General features: G+C 68.6%; 14 protein-coding genes. 8 read left to right on the top strand and 6 right to left on the bottom strand.

Annotated elements, in window-relative coordinates; translation table 11 throughout:
- Window positions 1–2: 2 nt before the first annotated feature.
- Together AC0IX4_RS15915 and AC0IX4_RS15910 are read right to left on the bottom strand one after the other, a co-directional pair.
- Window positions 3–2,984: an AAA family ATPase gene (locus tag AC0IX4_RS15915; protein WP_471829831.1), complete on the bottom strand. Its 2,982-nt coding sequence runs from the start codon at window positions 2,982–2,984 to the stop codon at window positions 3–5.
- Window positions 2,981–4,162 (bottom strand): exonuclease SbcCD subunit D, encoded by a 1,182-nt coding sequence (locus AC0IX4_RS15910; protein WP_471829830.1) that lies wholly within the window; start codon window positions 4,160–4,162, stop codon window positions 2,981–2,983. The genes AC0IX4_RS15915 and AC0IX4_RS15910 overlap by 4 nt, the downstream gene beginning before the upstream one ends.
- 79 nt (window positions 4,163–4,241) lie before the next feature.
- On the opposite strand from AC0IX4_RS15910, the gene AC0IX4_RS15905 reads away from it, so the two are divergent.
- Together AC0IX4_RS15905 and AC0IX4_RS15900 are read left to right on the top strand one after the other, a co-directional pair.
- Window positions 4,242–5,384: a DNA recombination protein RmuC gene (locus tag AC0IX4_RS15905; protein WP_042573592.1), complete on the top strand. Its 1,143-nt coding sequence runs from the start codon at window positions 4,242–4,244 to the stop codon at window positions 5,382–5,384.
- A gap of 56 nt (window positions 5,385–5,440) precedes the next feature.
- The gene (locus AC0IX4_RS15900; protein WP_471829828.1) at window positions 5,441–6,199 is read left to right on the top strand and encodes a DUF6542 domain-containing protein; all 759 of its coding nucleotides are present in this window, start codon (window positions 5,441–5,443) and stop codon (window positions 6,197–6,199) included.
- Window positions 6,200–6,202: 3 nt separating this feature from the next.
- Here the strand turns inward: AC0IX4_RS15900 and AC0IX4_RS15895 are convergent, their stop codons facing one another.
- Window positions 6,203–7,246 (bottom strand): 4-hydroxy-3-methylbut-2-enyl diphosphate reductase, encoded by a 1,044-nt coding sequence (locus AC0IX4_RS15895; RefSeq protein ID WP_471829827.1) that lies wholly within the window; start codon window positions 7,244–7,246, stop codon window positions 6,203–6,205.
- Window positions 7,247–7,332: 86 nt separating this feature from the next.
- Between AC0IX4_RS15895 and AC0IX4_RS15890 the strand changes: the two genes are divergently transcribed.
- From AC0IX4_RS15890 to AC0IX4_RS15880, 3 genes are read left to right on the top strand one after another with little or no spacing between them, the layout of a single operon-like run.
- On the top strand, window positions 7,333–7,971 hold the full coding sequence (locus tag AC0IX4_RS15890) for a lipid droplet-associated protein (RefSeq protein WP_471829825.1): 639 nt from the start codon (window positions 7,333–7,335) through the stop codon (window positions 7,969–7,971).
- Window positions 7,968–9,221 carry an exodeoxyribonuclease VII large subunit gene (gene xseA / locus AC0IX4_RS15885; protein ID WP_471829824.1) on the top strand — a complete coding sequence of 418 codons (1,254 nt, stop codon included), beginning with the start codon at window positions 7,968–7,970 and terminating at the stop codon, window positions 9,219–9,221. Before AC0IX4_RS15890 ends, xseA begins: the two co-directional genes overlap by 4 nt.
- 35 nt (window positions 9,222–9,256) lie before the next feature.
- Window positions 9,257–9,469 carry an exodeoxyribonuclease VII small subunit gene (locus AC0IX4_RS15880; protein ID WP_056072510.1) on the top strand — a complete coding sequence of 71 codons (213 nt, stop codon included), beginning with the start codon at window positions 9,257–9,259 and terminating at the stop codon, window positions 9,467–9,469.
- A 6-nt stretch (window positions 9,470–9,475) separates the two neighbouring features.
- On the opposite strand, the gene AC0IX4_RS15875 is transcribed toward AC0IX4_RS15880, so the two are convergent.
- A complete protein-coding gene (locus AC0IX4_RS15875; RefSeq protein ID WP_082518000.1) occupies window positions 9,476–10,048 on the bottom strand; it encodes a DUF4245 domain-containing protein in 573 nt (190 codons plus the stop codon).
- Window positions 10,049–10,240: 192 nt separating this feature from the next.
- Between AC0IX4_RS15875 and glpX the strand changes: the two genes are divergently transcribed.
- The 3 genes from glpX to AC0IX4_RS15860 all read left to right on the top strand — a co-directional run bounded on the left by glpX (window position 10,241) and on the right by AC0IX4_RS15860 (window position 13,216).
- Window positions 10,241–11,281, top strand: a complete 1,041-nt coding sequence (gene glpX / locus AC0IX4_RS15870) for a class II fructose-bisphosphatase (RefSeq protein WP_042573598.1) — start codon at window positions 10,241–10,243, stop codon at window positions 11,279–11,281.
- Window positions 11,282–11,328: 47 nt separating this feature from the next.
- Complete coding sequence (locus AC0IX4_RS15865) at window positions 11,329–12,729, top strand: class II fumarate hydratase (protein WP_042573599.1); 1,401 nt, start codon at window positions 11,329–11,331, stop codon at window positions 12,727–12,729.
- A gap of 76 nt (window positions 12,730–12,805) precedes the next feature.
- Window positions 12,806–13,216: a hypothetical protein gene (locus AC0IX4_RS15860; RefSeq protein ID WP_471829822.1), complete on the top strand. Its 411-nt coding sequence runs from the start codon at window positions 12,806–12,808 to the stop codon at window positions 13,214–13,216.
- On the opposite strand, the gene AC0IX4_RS15855 is transcribed toward AC0IX4_RS15860, so the two are convergent.
- Complete coding sequence (locus AC0IX4_RS15855; RefSeq protein ID WP_471829820.1) at window positions 13,217–14,080, bottom strand: acyl-ACP desaturase; 864 nt, start codon at window positions 14,078–14,080, stop codon at window positions 13,217–13,219.
- 148 nt (window positions 14,081–14,228) lie between these two features.
- The gene (locus tag AC0IX4_RS15850; RefSeq protein WP_056069682.1) at window positions 14,229–15,545 is read right to left on the bottom strand and encodes a PhoH family protein; all 1,317 of its coding nucleotides are present in this window, start codon (window positions 15,543–15,545) and stop codon (window positions 14,229–14,231) included.
- Window positions 15,546–15,693 lie beyond the last annotated feature (148 nt).

Genomic DNA, 15,693 nt, shown 5'->3' with positions numbered 1-15,693 from the left:
CGTCACACCGCGGCGTGCACCCGCACCGATGATCCGTGACGTTCGCGGATGACCTCGAGGCGAGAGGGCACCCGGTCGCGGATCTCGTCGACGTGGCTGACGATGCCCACCGTGCGACCCCCGGACCTCAGCTCGTCGAGCACTCCCATCACCGCGTCCAGCGACCCCGCGTCGAGGCTGCCGAATCCCTCGTCGATGAACATCGTGTCGAGGGTGACTCCGCCCGCCTCGGCGGCGACGACATCCGCGAGACCGAGCGCCAACGACAGTGACGCGCAGAACGCTTCACCCCCGGACAGCGTGCCCGCCGACCGCACGACGCCGGTGTAGTCGTCGCGAACGTCCAGCCCGAGTCCGCCCCGCGTACCGCGCGGACCCACCTCGTCGGAATGCACGAACTCGTATCGGCCTTCCGACATCCGCCGGAACCTCACCGACGCCGCCGTGGCGACGTCCTCGAGTCGAGCGGCCAGGACGTAGGACCGCAACGACATCTTCCGCGAGTTCTGGCCTCGCCCGGCGACCACGTCGGCCAGGTTCTCCAGTTCGCGATGCTCGAGTCGCAACGGTCCGAGCACGTCGGAGGCCGCCCACAGCTCGGTGACCAGGCCTTGCAGCGTGCGGCGCCGTCCTTCCGCGTCACTGTCGGCCGCGACGGCCGCATCGACACGTGCACGCGACTCCTCCTCGGCGCGGTCGACGGGTGCCACATCGACGGGATCCCCCGACATCGCCTCGACCACGACGGGTTCGAGCAGAACGGCGGCCTGAGCCGACCTCTCCCGGTCGGCCTCCTGCAACGCCTTCTCGAGAGCAGTGCACCGCGCTGCGTCACGTACCGCGGCCAGCGCCTCGGCGGCGCTTCCGAAACCTTGCCGTTCCGCCACGATCGCGACGTCCGCGTCCGCGGAGGAGGCGCTGCGGTGCGCGGCGTCCGCGTCTCGACGAGCATCTCGGAGCGTCTTCGTCGCGGCGATCGCGGCGTCGACGGCCGTGCGTCGTGCGACCGCGCTGCCGGACTCGCCCACCGCCGATGCGATGCGCGCCGTCGTCTCCGCTATCCGGCGGTCGAGCGAGGCGATCCGCTCCCCCGCCGCGGCCAGTTCTGCCGACGCCGTTCCGATGCGCGCATGGAGCGCGTGCAATTCCGCGTCGAGGGCGTCACGCGCGGCATCGAGGCGCGCGAGACGACCCGCCGATCGACGCGCTGATTCCACGGCCGTCGTCGCCTCGTCCAGATCCGCCGTCAACTCCGCCGCGGACCTGTCGGCACACCGTGCCGCCACCTCGTCCTTCTCCCGCCGCAGCCGGTGCACGACGGTCTCGGCCAAGACCCTGTGCGCCTCGACCTCGTCGGCCCGTCGGAGCGCACGGTCCTCGTCGGTCTTGCTGACCTGGTCCGGACCGCTGCTGGTGGGCGCCGGGTGCTCTGTCGCCCCGCACACCCCGCACGGCTGTCCGTCCACCAACTCACCGGCCAACTCGGCGGCGATGCCGTCGAGACGACGCTCGCGAAGGGCGAGCCAGGCAGTTCTGAGCTCCGCGTGGCTCTCGCGCAGGCGGTCGAACTCGGTGACCGCAGCCGCGAGACGCTCCGTGCAGCGCACGAGTTCGACATGAGCGGTCGCCGCGTCGACAGCGCTCCGATGACGAGCCTCGAGGCTCTCCAGCGACGCGGCGGCGGCGACGCTGTCCCGATGCTCGGCGTCGAGGGTCAGGCGCTCCGCCGGTACGGCGGCCACGCGAGCACGAAGGCGTTCCAGCTCGTCCGTGAGGGTATCGACGAGCGCCACGGCTCGGCCTCGATCACGCTGCGCTGCAGCACGATCAGCCTCGTCCGCCGCGACACTGTCGAGTACCGCGCACTCGCCGCTCCACCGGTGGACCGCGGCGTCGAGCGTCTCCGAGTCCGTCGGCGCCGGGGGCCAGGACAACACCTGGAGCAACGATGCGGCGTCGGTGCGAGAGGCAGCGCTTTCCGCTCGCGTGAGAGCGGTGGCCGCGAGATCGGCACGGCGACGCTCTCGCTCCGCCGTTTCCGCGTGCCGGCGCACGTCGTCGGCGCGCCGAGCGTGGTCGAGTTCAGTCGCCATCGCCGCTCGCTCGGCCGCCGAGGCGTCGAGGGCCGCCAGCCGAGCCTGCGCGGTAACCCCACGATCCCGTGCGTCCCGACGGCGATGCGCATCCCTCGCTGCCAGGCGACGTACCTCGTGATCGGCACGGGCTTCCCGTAACTCCTCCGACCGTGTCGACGCGTCCTTCCGGGCGACGTCGAGCAGGTCCGTCGCCCACTCGACGACGTCGGTACCGACGAACAACGGCTCCCCCGCCGCACTCGCAATCTGCGCAGCGATCCTGTCCAACGACGCGGACTTGCCCGCCAGACGTTCGGCACTCTCGCGTCGTCGCTCCTGGAACCAGGTCTCGATGTCTCGGAAGCGGTCGGTGTCGAACAACTGCTCGAGCAGCGCCCCTCGGTCCTCGTTCTTCGCGCGCAGGAACCGCGCGAAGTCGCCCTGCGGCAACAGGACGACCTGGAAGAACTGATCCACGCGCATGCCGAGGAGGCGCTCCACTTCCAGGGCGATCTCGTCGATTCGCGACAGATTCTCGCTGCGGCCGTCGTGCCACGTCAGCGTCGCCTTCGCGTTCTGCTTCGTCGTCCCGACTCCGCGGAGCTTGGGGCGCAGGTACTCCGGGTGCCGGACAAGGGTGAGCCTGCGGCCCCCGAGGGTGGCCTCGAGCTCCACGCGCGGGGCTACCCCGGGTGCAGCGTGGTCGGACAGCAACCTCTTGTTCTCGCGTCGGGAACCGGGAAGCACGCCGTAGAGCGCGAACGCGACGGCATCGAGAACGGACGTCTTCCCCGCACCCGTGGGACCGTGCAGCAGGAACAATCCGTCGGCGCCGAGCTGGTCGAAGTCCACCTCCACGGTGCCGCCGAACGGACCGAATGCGGTGACGGACAACGAGTGCAGTCTCATGCCGATCTCATCCACTCGACGTCCGGCGCCGCGGTCGACGAATCATCCTGCGCAGAGACCGATTCGACGGCACTGCCGAGGAGCACCGCTTCGGTCGGCGTCGGCTCGCTGCGCACATCGGACAGGAAGCTGGTCAGGACGGCACTGTCCGTACGCCCCACCACCTTGTCCCGGTACCGGCCGGAATCGACTCCCGGGGGCCGCTTCCATTCCAGGTGTACCGCATGGGGGAATCGGCCCTGGAGGCGACGCATCGCGTCCACGGGGCGCACCGCATCGGTCAGCACCGCCGAGATGTACTGGCCCACGTACGATTCGAACTCCTCCGATTCGCACAGCTCGTCGAGGGTGCCCTCGAGGACGGCGAGGCCGCGGACGATCGGAAGCTCCATCCGCGTGACGACGCGGTGTCCCTGCCCGTCGATGTCGATCATCCACGCGGCCTTGCGATGTGAGCGCTCCCCGAACGAGTAGGGCAGCGGAGACCCCGAGTACCGGATGTGGTCGTCGATGGTCTGCGGGGAATGCAGGTGGCCCAGCGCCACGTAGTCGACTCCGGAGAAGGTGGACGCCGGCACCGTCTCGACGCCGCCGACGGAGATCGACCTCTCGGAACCCGTACCCTCGCCGCCGATCACGAAGGCATGGGCGAGCACGACCGACCGAGTTCCCGCGTCACGCGTGGCGAGGTCCGCATCGATGCGACCCATGGCCGCCGCGAGAACCGCGGCGTGCGAACGCGCGTCGGGAACTCCGAGCTGGGTCCGCGTGGCATCCGGTTCCAGGTAGGGAATTCCGTAGAACGCGACCTCTCCGTGCTCGTCGGAGAGCACGACGGGCCGATCGACGGCATCGACGGTGGTGAACAGATGCAGTCCACCGGCCGCGGCGAACGCGGAGCCCGCCCCGAGGCGCGCAGGGGAATCGTGGTTGCCCGACGTCGCGACGATAACGGCGCCCGCGTCACGGATTGCCTCGAACGCCCTGTTGCACAACCGAACGGCGTCGGCGCTGGGAACGGCACGGTCGTAGATGTCTCCGGGAATCACGACGACGTCCACCTGATTCTCCGCGACGATGGAGGCGACGGCCTCGAGCGCACGCCGCTGATCGGCCAGCAGGTCGACACCGTGGAAGGTGCGCCCGATGTGCCAGTCCGAGGTGTGCAGGATTCTCATGTCGCCGACGCTAACGGAGGCCTACGACAAAGTTGCTCGGCGCGAAGGTGTGTCGGTGCCTCGGTTCATAGTGAGCCCCATGACCGCCATCACTGCCGTGACAGTCCTCGTCACCCTTCTCCTCGGCATCGCGCTGGGCTGGTGGCTACGCGCCGCCCGGGGCGAGGTGGAGCTCGCCCGCGCCGGTGAGCGCCTCGCCGTCTCCGCGGACAACGAGGAGACGTTGCGGCGTTCCCTGTCGCTGCTGAACGAGGACTCGGCGCGTCGGCACTCGGGCGCCATCGGCCAGCAGGTCTCGCATCTGGTGGAACCTCTCCGCGATGCGGTCGACTCGCTGGAGGAGCACGTGAGGGTCGTCGAGCGCGATCGGGTGCATGCCTATGCCGGTCTGTCCGAGCAGGTGGCCGGCATGCACCGCGCCTCGCGGCAGTTGGCGTCGCAGACCGATCAGCTGGTCACCGCACTGCGTGCGCCGCAGATCCGCGGTCGATGGGGTGAGATCCAGCTCGAACGGGTGGTCGAGTTGGCAGGAATGACACGACACTGCGACTTCGACACGCAGGTGTCCGCCGACGGTGTCCGTCCCGACCTCGTCGTCAGGCTGGCCGGCGGCAAGAGCATCGTGGTCGACGCGAAGGTGCCGCTCGTGGCGTTCCTCGACGCCAGCGCGGAACAGGACCCGGAGACCATCGATCGACACCTCGAGCGTCATGCGAAGCACCTGCGGACCCACGTCGATCAGTTGGCCGACAAGAGGTACTGGCGGTCCTTCGACCCGTCTCCCGAGTTCGTCGTCCTTTTCGTCCCCGGCGATCCGTTCCTCGATGCCGCGCTCACCCGCGACCGCGGGCTTCTCGAGCACGCGTTCTCCCGCAATGTGGTCCTGGCCACGCCGACCACGTTGATCGCCCTGCTGCGCACCGTCGCCTTCACGTGGAAACAGGATGCCCTCGCGGAGGACGCGGCGCGGGTGCGCGTGCTGGGACGCGAACTCTACGAACGACTGGGAACGGTCGGAGCGCACGTCGATCGCCTCGGTTCCCAGTTGGGAAAGGCCGTCGACTCGTTCAATGCGGCGGCCGGTTCCCTGGACACCCGCGTGTTCGTGACCGCGCGCAAACTGCACGAGATGTCGCTGTTCGAGGGGGAACCACCGCACGTCACCCCGGTCGATCAGCGTCCGCGCACCATGTCCACGACCGCGACGGGGATCACTCCGTAGTGGTGTCGCGGGCATGCCGACGACGCAACGGCGTGAATCAACGCTAATCTCGCAGTGTGTCCACTAGTCAACGCGCACGATCGGGAGTGCCTCTCGACCAACGCTCCGCGTTGCCCTCGGTACCCGGCATCCCCGCATGGGGCGCCGTCGCGGTCGCGGTAGGAGCAGTTGTCCTCGGCTTCCTCGTCGACGCCATGCGCGTCGGCGAACTCTCGTCCACCTTCGCTGTGCTCTACGTTCTCGGGTCGCTCATCGCCGTCGTCGTGGTCCGCCATCGCGGCCTGTTCACGGCCATGGTGCAACCGCCGATCATCATGTTCCTCGGCGTACCCCTCGCGTACCAGCTCACCACCGAGGATGCGGGAACGTCCATCAAGGACGTCGTACTGAACGTGGCGGTCCCGTTGGTGGACCGTTTCCCGCTGATGCTGCTGACCACACTGCTGGTGCTGGGAGTCGGCGGGGCGCGACTCGCACTCGATCGTCGGCCGAGCCCCATCTCGAAGCCCGCACCGCGGTCCCGCCCGGCAGCGGCCAAGTCCGCGGCCAAGGCTCGGCCCACGACCGATCAGCGCGCAGCAACGCCGCGCAACGAGAGCCCGCGCACCCGATCCGGCGAACGGCGTAGGGCTCGCCCGGAGGTCAGGGACACCGCGAGCGAACCCCGTCACGATCGCACTCGGCGCGAACGGCCCCAGGCTCCCCGTGAAGATCCCGGGTACACCCGGCCGACCGGCTACGAACCGCGACGCACGGGTGCGGAGAATCTGTCTCCGTACCCCGCGCCGCAGGTGCGGTACCGCGACCGGGACTGAGTTCTAGACCCGGCTGCTGGACCGCAGCTCGCGGGGCAGCGAGAAGACCAACGTCTCGTTGGCGGTGGTCACCGACTTCACGTCCGTGTACTCGTGCTTCTCCAGCAGGTCCAGCACACCGCGTACCAGCACCTCGGGAACCGACGCGCCGGACGTGATGCCGACGGTGCGGACACCGTCGAGCCACGACAGGTCGACGTCCTTCGCGTAGTCGACCAGGTAGCTCGCGCGCGCGCCGGCAGCCAGGGCGACCTCGACGAGGCGGACCGAGTTCGAGGAGTTGGTGGAACCCACGACGATCACCAGGTCGCACTCGGGCGCCATAGCCTTCACCGCCACCTGCCGGTTCTGGGTGGCGTAGCAGATGTCATCGCTGGGCGGATCCTGCAGGTTGGGGAACTTCTCCCGGAGTCGCGCGACGGTGGTCATGGTCTCGTCGACGCTGAGCGTGGTCTGGGAGAGCCAGATGACCTTGTTCTCGTCGCGCACGGTGACGGCGTCCACGGAGTCCGGACCGTCGACTACCTGCACGTGCTGGGGTGCCTCACCTGCAGTGCCCTCGACCTCCTCGTGCCCCTCGTGGCCGATGAGGAGGATGTCGAAGTCGTCGCGGGCGAACCGCTTCGCTTCCTGGTGCACCTTGGTCACCAGCGGGCACGTCGCGTCGATGGTGCGCAAGTTCTTGGCGGCAGCGGATTCGTGGACCGCGGGTGAGACACCGTGCGCGGAGAATACGAGAAGGGCGCCGTCCGGCACCTCGTCGGTCTCGTCGACGAAGATCACTCCCTGGTCGGACAGCGTGTCGACGACGTGGCGGTTGTGCACGATCTCCTTGCGCACGTAGATCGGCGCACCGTGCTTCTCCAGTGCCTTCTCCACGGTCTCGACGGCGCGGTCCACGCCTGCGCAGTAGCCGCGCGGCTCGGCGAGCAGGACCCGCTTGGGGCCGTCGTACGCCTTCCCGGGAACGGTCGGACGCGCGATTCCCAGGTCGAGGGGGATCGCCGAGGACGCGGTGGCAGAGGACGAGGGAACAGCCGAAGACATATCACGAGGATACGTGGTGCGGAGTCGCCGGCGCTTCCCGCGCACGTCGACTGGGAAAAAGCCGCGCCGTGGGGCACTCTGGGACCATGATTCGTCCTCCGTTCGCAGCCCGCGTCGCGCTCGGGATCGCCGTGACCGTCGTCGAAGAAGCGCGACGTCTGCCCACCACGGCCATCTCCCTGCCCATGACGGCGGTCAGCGAAGTCCTGCAGACCGCGATGCGGCTCCAGCAGACGGTGACCGAGCTGGCAATCAAGGGCGACCAGGTGTTCTCGCTGATCGGAGCTCGCCCGGAGGAGACGGCGTCCTGGGCGACGTTCGACGAGGACGACGACGGGCTTCCCGGCCGCTACACCGACGTGCCGCTGAGGTCCGAACCGCTCTCGACCGAACCGGAGCCGGTCGGAGACATGACGGGCGAGATCGACGTGCCCGACCCCGGTGCCCCCGCGGGACGCTTCGCGCTGTACTCGACTCCCCCGTCCGAGATCGAGTCCGTCGACGCCGGGCCGGGTCCCGTGCTGGCCACAGCTCCGACGAAGGCGCCCGAGATCGTGGAATACCTCGACTACGACGCGCTGACGCTGGCGCAGCTGCGTGCCCGGCTGCGGACGTTGTCCGTGGAGGATCTGTCGTCGCTCCTCGACTACGAGGTCTCCTCGGCCGACCGCGCTCCGTACCGCACGATGCTCGAGAATCGCATCACCACCGCCCGCGCCAAGTGACCTCTTCCCCGTCCGCCGCCCCCTCGAGTACGGCCGAGAACCCCCTACCGGTTCGCACGGTGGCCACGAAGGTCGCCGGATGGATCGACCGGCTGGGAAGCGTGTGGGTCGAGGGCCAGATCACGCAGATCTCGGTGCGCCAAGGGACTCGAACTGCGTTCCTGACTCTGCGGGATCCGTCGGCGGACATGTCGCTGTCGGTCACCTGTTCGCCGATGCTGATCCAGAATTCCCCCGTGCAGCTGGTCGAGGGCGCGCGCGTGATCATGTACGGCAAGCTGTCGTTCTTCACCGGTCGCGGGACATTGTCGTTGCGCGCCACGGAGATTCGCGCAGTCGGCGTCGGTGAACTGCTTGCACGCATCGAACGGCTCCGAGCCCTCCTCGCCGCCGAAGGCCTCTTCGATCCGCGTCTGAAGCGCCCCCTCCCCTTCCTGCCCCGGACCGTCGGCCTCATCACCGCACGGGCGAGCGCAGCCGAACGCGACGTGCTGAGCGTGGCGCAGCGCCGATGGCCCGCCGTGACGTTCGAGGTTCGCAACACGCCTGTGCAGGGGCCGTCCGCGGTGCCCGGCATCGTGCGAGCGCTGGCCGAACTGGACAAGGACCCCGCGGTCGACGTCATCGTGCTCGCCCGCGGCGGCGGCAGCGTCGAGGACCTCCTGCCGTTCTCCGACGAGGCTCTGTGTCGGGCCATCTCCGTGGCGACCACACCCGTGGTGAGCGCCGTGGGACACGAGCCGGACAGACCCCTCAGCGACTACGTCGCCGATCTGCGCGCCGCGACTCCCACCGACGCCGCCAAGCTGGTGGTTCCCGACGCCGTCGCGGAACTGGAGCTGATCGGCGAACTGCGGAGTCGCAGCGCCGCCGCGCTACGGAGTTGGGTGCAACGCGAGACGCGGGCACTCGACGAGATGCGGCAACGTCCCGTCCTCGCCGATCCCCTGTCCGCGATCGACCGTAGGCACGCGGAGATCTCCGAGATGCGCCGCGTCGTCCGCCGGGACGTCGATCGGGCGGTGGCCGGGGAGAGCACGGCCGTCGGACACATGCGGGCCCGGCTGACGACGCTCGGACCGGCCGCGACGTTGGCTCGCGGGTACTCGGTCGTGCAGCGGGTCGTCGCCGGATCGGATCCCGAGGTGGTGCGGTCCGTCGAGGAGGTGGCGCCGGGCACTCAACTGCGCATCCGTGTCGCGGACGGCGCCGTCACCGCCGTCGCCATGGGTCGCAGCGGCTCCACCTGACGAGTCTGTCGGAGCAGTCGGGAACAATGGGCTCCATGAGCGAGACGACGCCGGTTACCGACCTGGGATACGAAGACGCGCGGGACGAACTGGTCGACGTGGTCAAGTTGCTCGAGCAGGGCGGCCTCGACCTCGACGCGTCCTTGGCGCTGTGGGAGCGCGGCGAGGCGCTCGCGACCCGCTGCGAGGAGCACCTGGCCGGCGCGCGCACCCGCATCGAGAAGGCGCTGGCGCGCGACGAGGACTGACCGCGCTCAGCGGGGAGCGAGAACCTTTGCCGACGCGACAGCTGTGGCCAGCGCGACGAACTCGTCCTGCGATCCCGATCCGGTCACCAGCACGCGCGCATCGCCCAGATCCGCGACCCAGTACGGCTCGGTCGCGTCGTTTCCGTACACGACCCAGTTGACGTTCGCGATGGTCTCGGCGCCGCCGGCGGACACCTGCGAGCTGTCGGCCTTGAAACGCACCAACTCGTCCTCCGTGGCGTCGCTCTGAGTGAGCGAAAGGTAGCTGCCCGCGCCGGTGACGTACCCGACGGTGCTGGCGTCGGACCCCGACCCGGTGACGGGGGGCCTGCTCGCGGAGTTCGGAATCCACTCCGCGGGTACCTGCGGTTGACGGATGGGGAACGGCAACGCGTTCGCGTCGGCTTGCAGGGATGCACCGACGTCGATGCGAGGAACCTCACCCGCTTCCGGGCCGCCGACACGCAGCGAACACTGTCCGGCGATGGCCGCGATCACCAGGCACGCGAGAAGCAGCGGGATCAGGGACCAAGCCATGTCCTTGTTGTTCTGCAGAATCCTGGGTTTCTTGTCGGCCACGACTCCAGTATCGCACCGTGCGCGGCGGTGCCCGCCATCCCTGCAGTTCGGCGGCTCACCCGAGAGTCCGCAGCCATGCCGCTAGTGCGACAATCACGACGAGTCTTTTCGCCCGAGTCGATGTTCATCCGGTGCGGACGACGCCCCGACACGGGCTGCGGACCGCGCCACGCGCCAGGAGGCAGCAGTCACATGACGGCCAGCACAGACAGTCCCACGCACATGGCGCCAGATCGCAACCTGGCTCTCGAGCTCGTCCGCGTCACCGAGGCCGGGGCGCTCGCGTCCGGTCGCTGGGTGGGTCGCGGCGACAAGGAAGGCGGCGACGGCGCTGCGGTCGACGCGATGCGTCAGCTGGTCAGCTCGGTCTCCATGCGCGGAGTCGTCGTCATCGGTGAGGGCGAGAAGGACGAAGCGCCCATGCTCTACAACGGCGAGCAGGTGGGCAACGGCAACGGTCCGGAGGTCGACTTCGCCGTCGATCCCGTGGACGGCACCACGCTGATGGCCAAGGGCATGCCCAATGCCATCTCCGTTCTGGCAGTGGCCGAGCGCGGCGCCATGTTCGACCCGTCCGCCGTGTTCTACATGGAGAAGATCGCCGTCGGCCCCGACTACGCCGACGCCATCGACATCACCGCTCCCGTGGCCGAGAACATCGCGCGCATCGCCAAGATCAAGAAGGGGTCGTCCTCGGACGTCACCGTGTGTGTGCTCGATCGGCCCCGCCACCTCGAGCTGATGCAGCAGATCCGCGACACGGGTGCACGCATCCGCCTCATCTCCGACGGTGACGTCGCCGGCGCCATCGCGGCCGCTCGTCCCGATTCGGGCACCGACATCCTGATCGGTACCGGTGGCACCCCCGAGGGCATCATCGCCGCGGCAGCCATGCGCTGCATGGGTGGAGCACTTCAGGGCCGCCTCGCCCCCACCGACGACGCGGAACGCCAGAAGGCCGTCGATGCCGGCCACGACCTCGATCGCATCCTCAACACCACCGACCTCGTGTCGGGCGAGAACGTCTTCTTCACCGCGACGGGCGTCACCGACGGCGACCTGCTGCGCGGAGTCCGCTACTCCGGCGGCGGCGCGTACACGCAGTCCATCGTCATGCGCTCCAAGTCCGGCACCGTGCGCATGATCGACGCGTACCACCAGCTGAACAAGTTGCGGGAGTATTCCTCCGTGGACTTCGACGGCGACACCTCCGGCGCCGTCCCGTCCTTCTGACGCGCGCACTCCCGAATTTCCCACCACCGACTCGAGGCACGAGGTACATGACAGACAACGATCAGCAGTTCCGCATCGAGCATGACACCATGGGTGAGGTCCGCGTCCCGATCGACGCGCTCTGGCGTGCGCAGACCCAGCGCGCGGTGGAGAACTTCCCCATCTCGGGCCGCCCGCTCGAGCGCACCCAGATCCGTGCGATGGGCCTGCTCAAGGCAGCGTGCGCCCAGGTGAACAAGGACCTCGGGCTCCTCGACGCGGACAAGGCCGACGCCATCATCGCGGCGGCCGGCGAGATCGCCGACGGCAAGCACGACGACCAGTTCCCGATCGACGTGTTCCAGACCGGGTCGGGCACCAGCTCGAACATGAACGCCAACGAGGTCATCGCGAGCATCGCGAAGAACGCCGGCGTCGACGTACACCCCAACGACCACGTCAACATGTCGCAGTCGTCCAACGACACGTTCCCCACCGCGACGCACGTGGCCGCCACCGAAGCCGCCGTCACCAGCCTGATCCCCGCGCTGGAGTACCTGCACGCTGCACTCGCGGCCAAGGCCACCGAGTGGAAGACCGTCGTCAAGTCCGGTCGCACCCACCTCATGGACGCGGTACCCGTCACCCTCGGACAGGAGTTCGGCGGTTACGCGCGGCAGATCGAAGCCGGCATCGAGCGCGTCGAGGCCACCCTGCCCCGTCTCGGTGAGCTGCCCATCGGCGGCACCGCTGTCGGTACCGGTCTGAACGCACCCGACGGTTTCGGACCGAAGGTCGTGGCCGAGCTGGTCAAGTCGACCGGTGTCGATGCCCTGACACCCGCCAAGAACTCGTTCGAGGCACAGGCCGCACGTGACGGCCTGGTCGAGGCGTCCGGTTCACTGCGCACCATCGCCGTGTCGCTGACCAAGATCGCCAACGACATCCGCTGGATGGGATCGGGCCCGCTGACCGGTCTCGGCGAGATCAGTCTCCCCGACCTGCAGCCCGGCAGTTCGATCATGCCCGGCAAGGTCAACCCGGTGCTGCCGGAAGCCGCCACGCAGGTTGCCGCGCAGATCATCGGCAACGACGCCGCCATCGCCTGGGGCGGTGCAGCCGGTGCCTTCGAGCTCAACGTCTACATCCCGATGATGGCGCGCAACCTGCTCGAGTCGTACACGCTCCTCGCCAACGTCTCGCGTCTGTTCGTCGACAAGTGCGTCGACGGTCTGGTCGCCAACGAGGAGCACCTCAAGCAGTTGGCGGAGTCCTCGCCGTCCATCGTCACCCCGCTCAACAGTGCGATCGGGTACGAGGAGGCGGCAGCCGTCGCCAAGCAGGCACTCAAGGACAAGAAGACCATCCGCGAGGTCGTCCTCGAGCGTGGTCTGGTTCCCGAGAAGTTGTCCGAGGCCGAGCTGGACAAGCGGCTCGACGTTCTCGCCATGGCGAAGGTCCAGGACTGATCCGACTCCCCCGATTTCCCCCTACTGCGTGCGAAACGCACGTGGTAGGGGGTTCGGAGGGGGATCGTCTCGGCTCATGAGACGAACTGCAGTAGCAATAATCGGCGCCACCGCTGCGGTCGGCGCAGCACTGGCCGCACCGGCCCTCGCGTCGGCCGGGCCCGTTCCGGACGGTGTCTACATCGGCACGACACCGCAGGGCGCGCCCGTTCCGCTCTGGGACGGCAAGACCATCACCGGCGACACCACCGTGAACCGGTTGCTGGGCGTGAACGCGATTCCGGGTGACGTCTACCGCGCGCCGAGCATCGCGGGCGGGGGCGACGTGGTCCACGTCGACTACTCCCGGCTGTCCCCCGCCTTCGGCGCCGTGTTCCACGACGAAATGACGCAGGACGCGGTGAACCCGAACCGGTGGAACGGCACCGTGTACTTCGTCGGTGCCGGTCAGCCCATCGAGGTGGGGGCTTTCGCCATCACCCGGTGATCAGGATGCTGTGCTGAGCGCCGCGTTCAGCTCGGCGCGGGCAGCGAGTCCGTCCTCACCCAGGCCTTCGAGTCCGAAGACGTTCCATGCCTCGAGCAGAGGAGCGACGACCTGGTCGCGCTGCACCGTGCTGTCGTACAGCCCTGCCTCGGCGAGCAACTCCGTGCTGTTGCCACGGCCGGGAAGTTCGACGGACGGCAGTGCGAACGACGCGACGGTGTCGGCGATGGCTCGGATCGCGCCGTCGGCGTCGACGCGGATGGCGGCATTCACCAGGTCGACGAACAGCGTGGTCTGCAGGTCGTCGTCCTGGGCGATGCGATCGAAGATGCTCGCGAGCAGCGGATCCTGCGCCACCGACGCCGACATGCGATGGCGGACGGTCGCAGCACGCTCGTCCAGGGCGAACTTGGCCAGGATGTGCAGGACGTGCAGCGACGGTGCCGAGTATCCGGACGTCATGTGCTCGATGCGCACGCGCTCGAGTTCGACGGGGTCCACCGCACGCGTCGTCATCAGGTAGTTCCGCAGGACGATGGCGTGCCGGAACTCCTCGGCGGTCCAGCGTCCGAGGAGCTTCCACCACGTGTCGTTGCTGCGCAGCGCGAACGCGAGGTCGCGGTGGTACTCGGGCAGGTTGTCCGCGAGCAACACCCCGACGGTGGCGCCGAGCACGTCGACGTCGCCCAGGGTGACCTGGTCCGCGGACCAGTCCTCGCCGCCGAGGAACGCGAAGTTCCTGCCCGAGTCCCACGGCACGTACTCGTGAGGCTGCCAGTCCTGCGCGGCGTCGATGTGCTTCTGCAGCGCCTGCGCGGCGTCGACTTCGAGCTCACTCAACAGGTCCTGGTCACTCTTCGGCATCACAGCAGCATAACGGCACGTGACGGGGTCACCGAACGATCCGACCTGCTCGGGACCGATTCCAGTGATCGTCCCGACAGTCCCGCGCGGAATCAGGGACGCGTCACATGAGCTCCCCCGTCACTTACCTCGACTACCTACCCCGGACTCAGGCGGGCCCGAATTCCTCCAACATCTCCGTGACCAGTGCAGCGATGGGCGAACGCTCGGATCGTGTGAGCGTGATGTGGGCGAACAGGGGGTGGCCCTTGAGCTTCTCGATCACGGCGGCGACACCGTCGTGGCGACCCACCCGCAGGTTGTCGCGCTGCGCCACGTCGTGAGTCAGCACCACGCGAGAACCCGTACCCAGGCGGGAGAGCACCGTGAGCAGCACGTTCCGTTCCAGCGACTGCGCCTCGTCGACGATCACGAACGAGTCGTGCAGCGACCGTCCGCGGATGTGCGTCAACGGGAGCACCTCGAGCATGCCGCGTGCAGTGACCTCCTCGATGACCTCGGGGCTCGCCAGACCGTCGAGGGTGTCGAACACCGCCTGCGCCCACGGGCCCATCTTGTCGCTCTCGCTGCCGGGCAGGTATCCCAGTTCCTGACCACCCACCGCGTACAGCGGCCGGAACACAACGACCTTGCGGTGGGTGCGGCGTTCCAGGACTGCGTCGAGGCCGGCCGTCAACGCGAGTGCGGACTTGCCCGTCCCCGCCTTGCCGCCCAGCGACACGATGCCGATGCTCTCGTCGAGCAACAGATCGAGTGCGACGCGCTGTTCGGCGGAGCGTCCGTGCAGGCCGAAGGCTTCCCGTTCGCCGCGCACCACCTGGATCTGCTTGTCCGCGGTGACCCGTCCCAGCGCGCTCGATGTTCCGCCGAGGAGCCGGACACCGGTGTGGCACGGCAGTTCCCGTGCCTCGTCGAGGTCGATCACACCCTCGGCGAACAACTTGTCGATGGTCGCGCGCGACGCCTCGAGCTCGGTCATGCCGGTCCAGCCGGACGGGACGACGTCGTGAGCCTTGTACTCGTCGGCGGGCAGCCCGACGGCGCCGGCCTTGACGCGCAGCGGAATGTCCTTGCTGACCAGGACGACGTCCTTGCCCTCGGCGGCGAGGTTCAGGGCGCACGCCAGGATCCGCGAGTCGTTGGTGTCCGTCCGGAAGCCGACCGGAAGAACGGCCGGGTCCGTGTGATTGAGCTCGACCTGCAAGGTTCCGTTCTCGGTTCCGATGGGCACGGGCTGATCGAGCCGCCCGTACTGCACCCGCAGGTCGTCGAGCATCCGCAACGATTCGCGGGCGAACCAGCCGAGTTCGTGATGATGACGCTTGCCCTCCAGCTCGCTGATGACGACGAGCGGAAGGACGATCGCGTGCTCGGCGAACCGAGACACCGCCCACGGATCCGAGAGCAGAACCGAGGTGTCCAGCACGTAGGTGCGGACGGGGGAACCTGAGCGAGCTGCAGTCACGAGGGGCTCCTAGGAACGCGCGGTCACCGCGCATCCGTCGATCGCTGGACCGGTCGATCCCGACACTGCAGGGACCGGGGCCGGCCCCTCCCGACCGAATGAATCAGTCATGTGTGAGGACCTCCCGTACGGACGGCTTCCCCGCCAC

Source organism: Rhodococcus sp. AC861 (genome assembly GCF_979256035.1).
The sequence above is the reverse complement of the archived record's forward strand: the minus strand, read 5'-3'. Positions and strand labels throughout refer to the sequence as shown.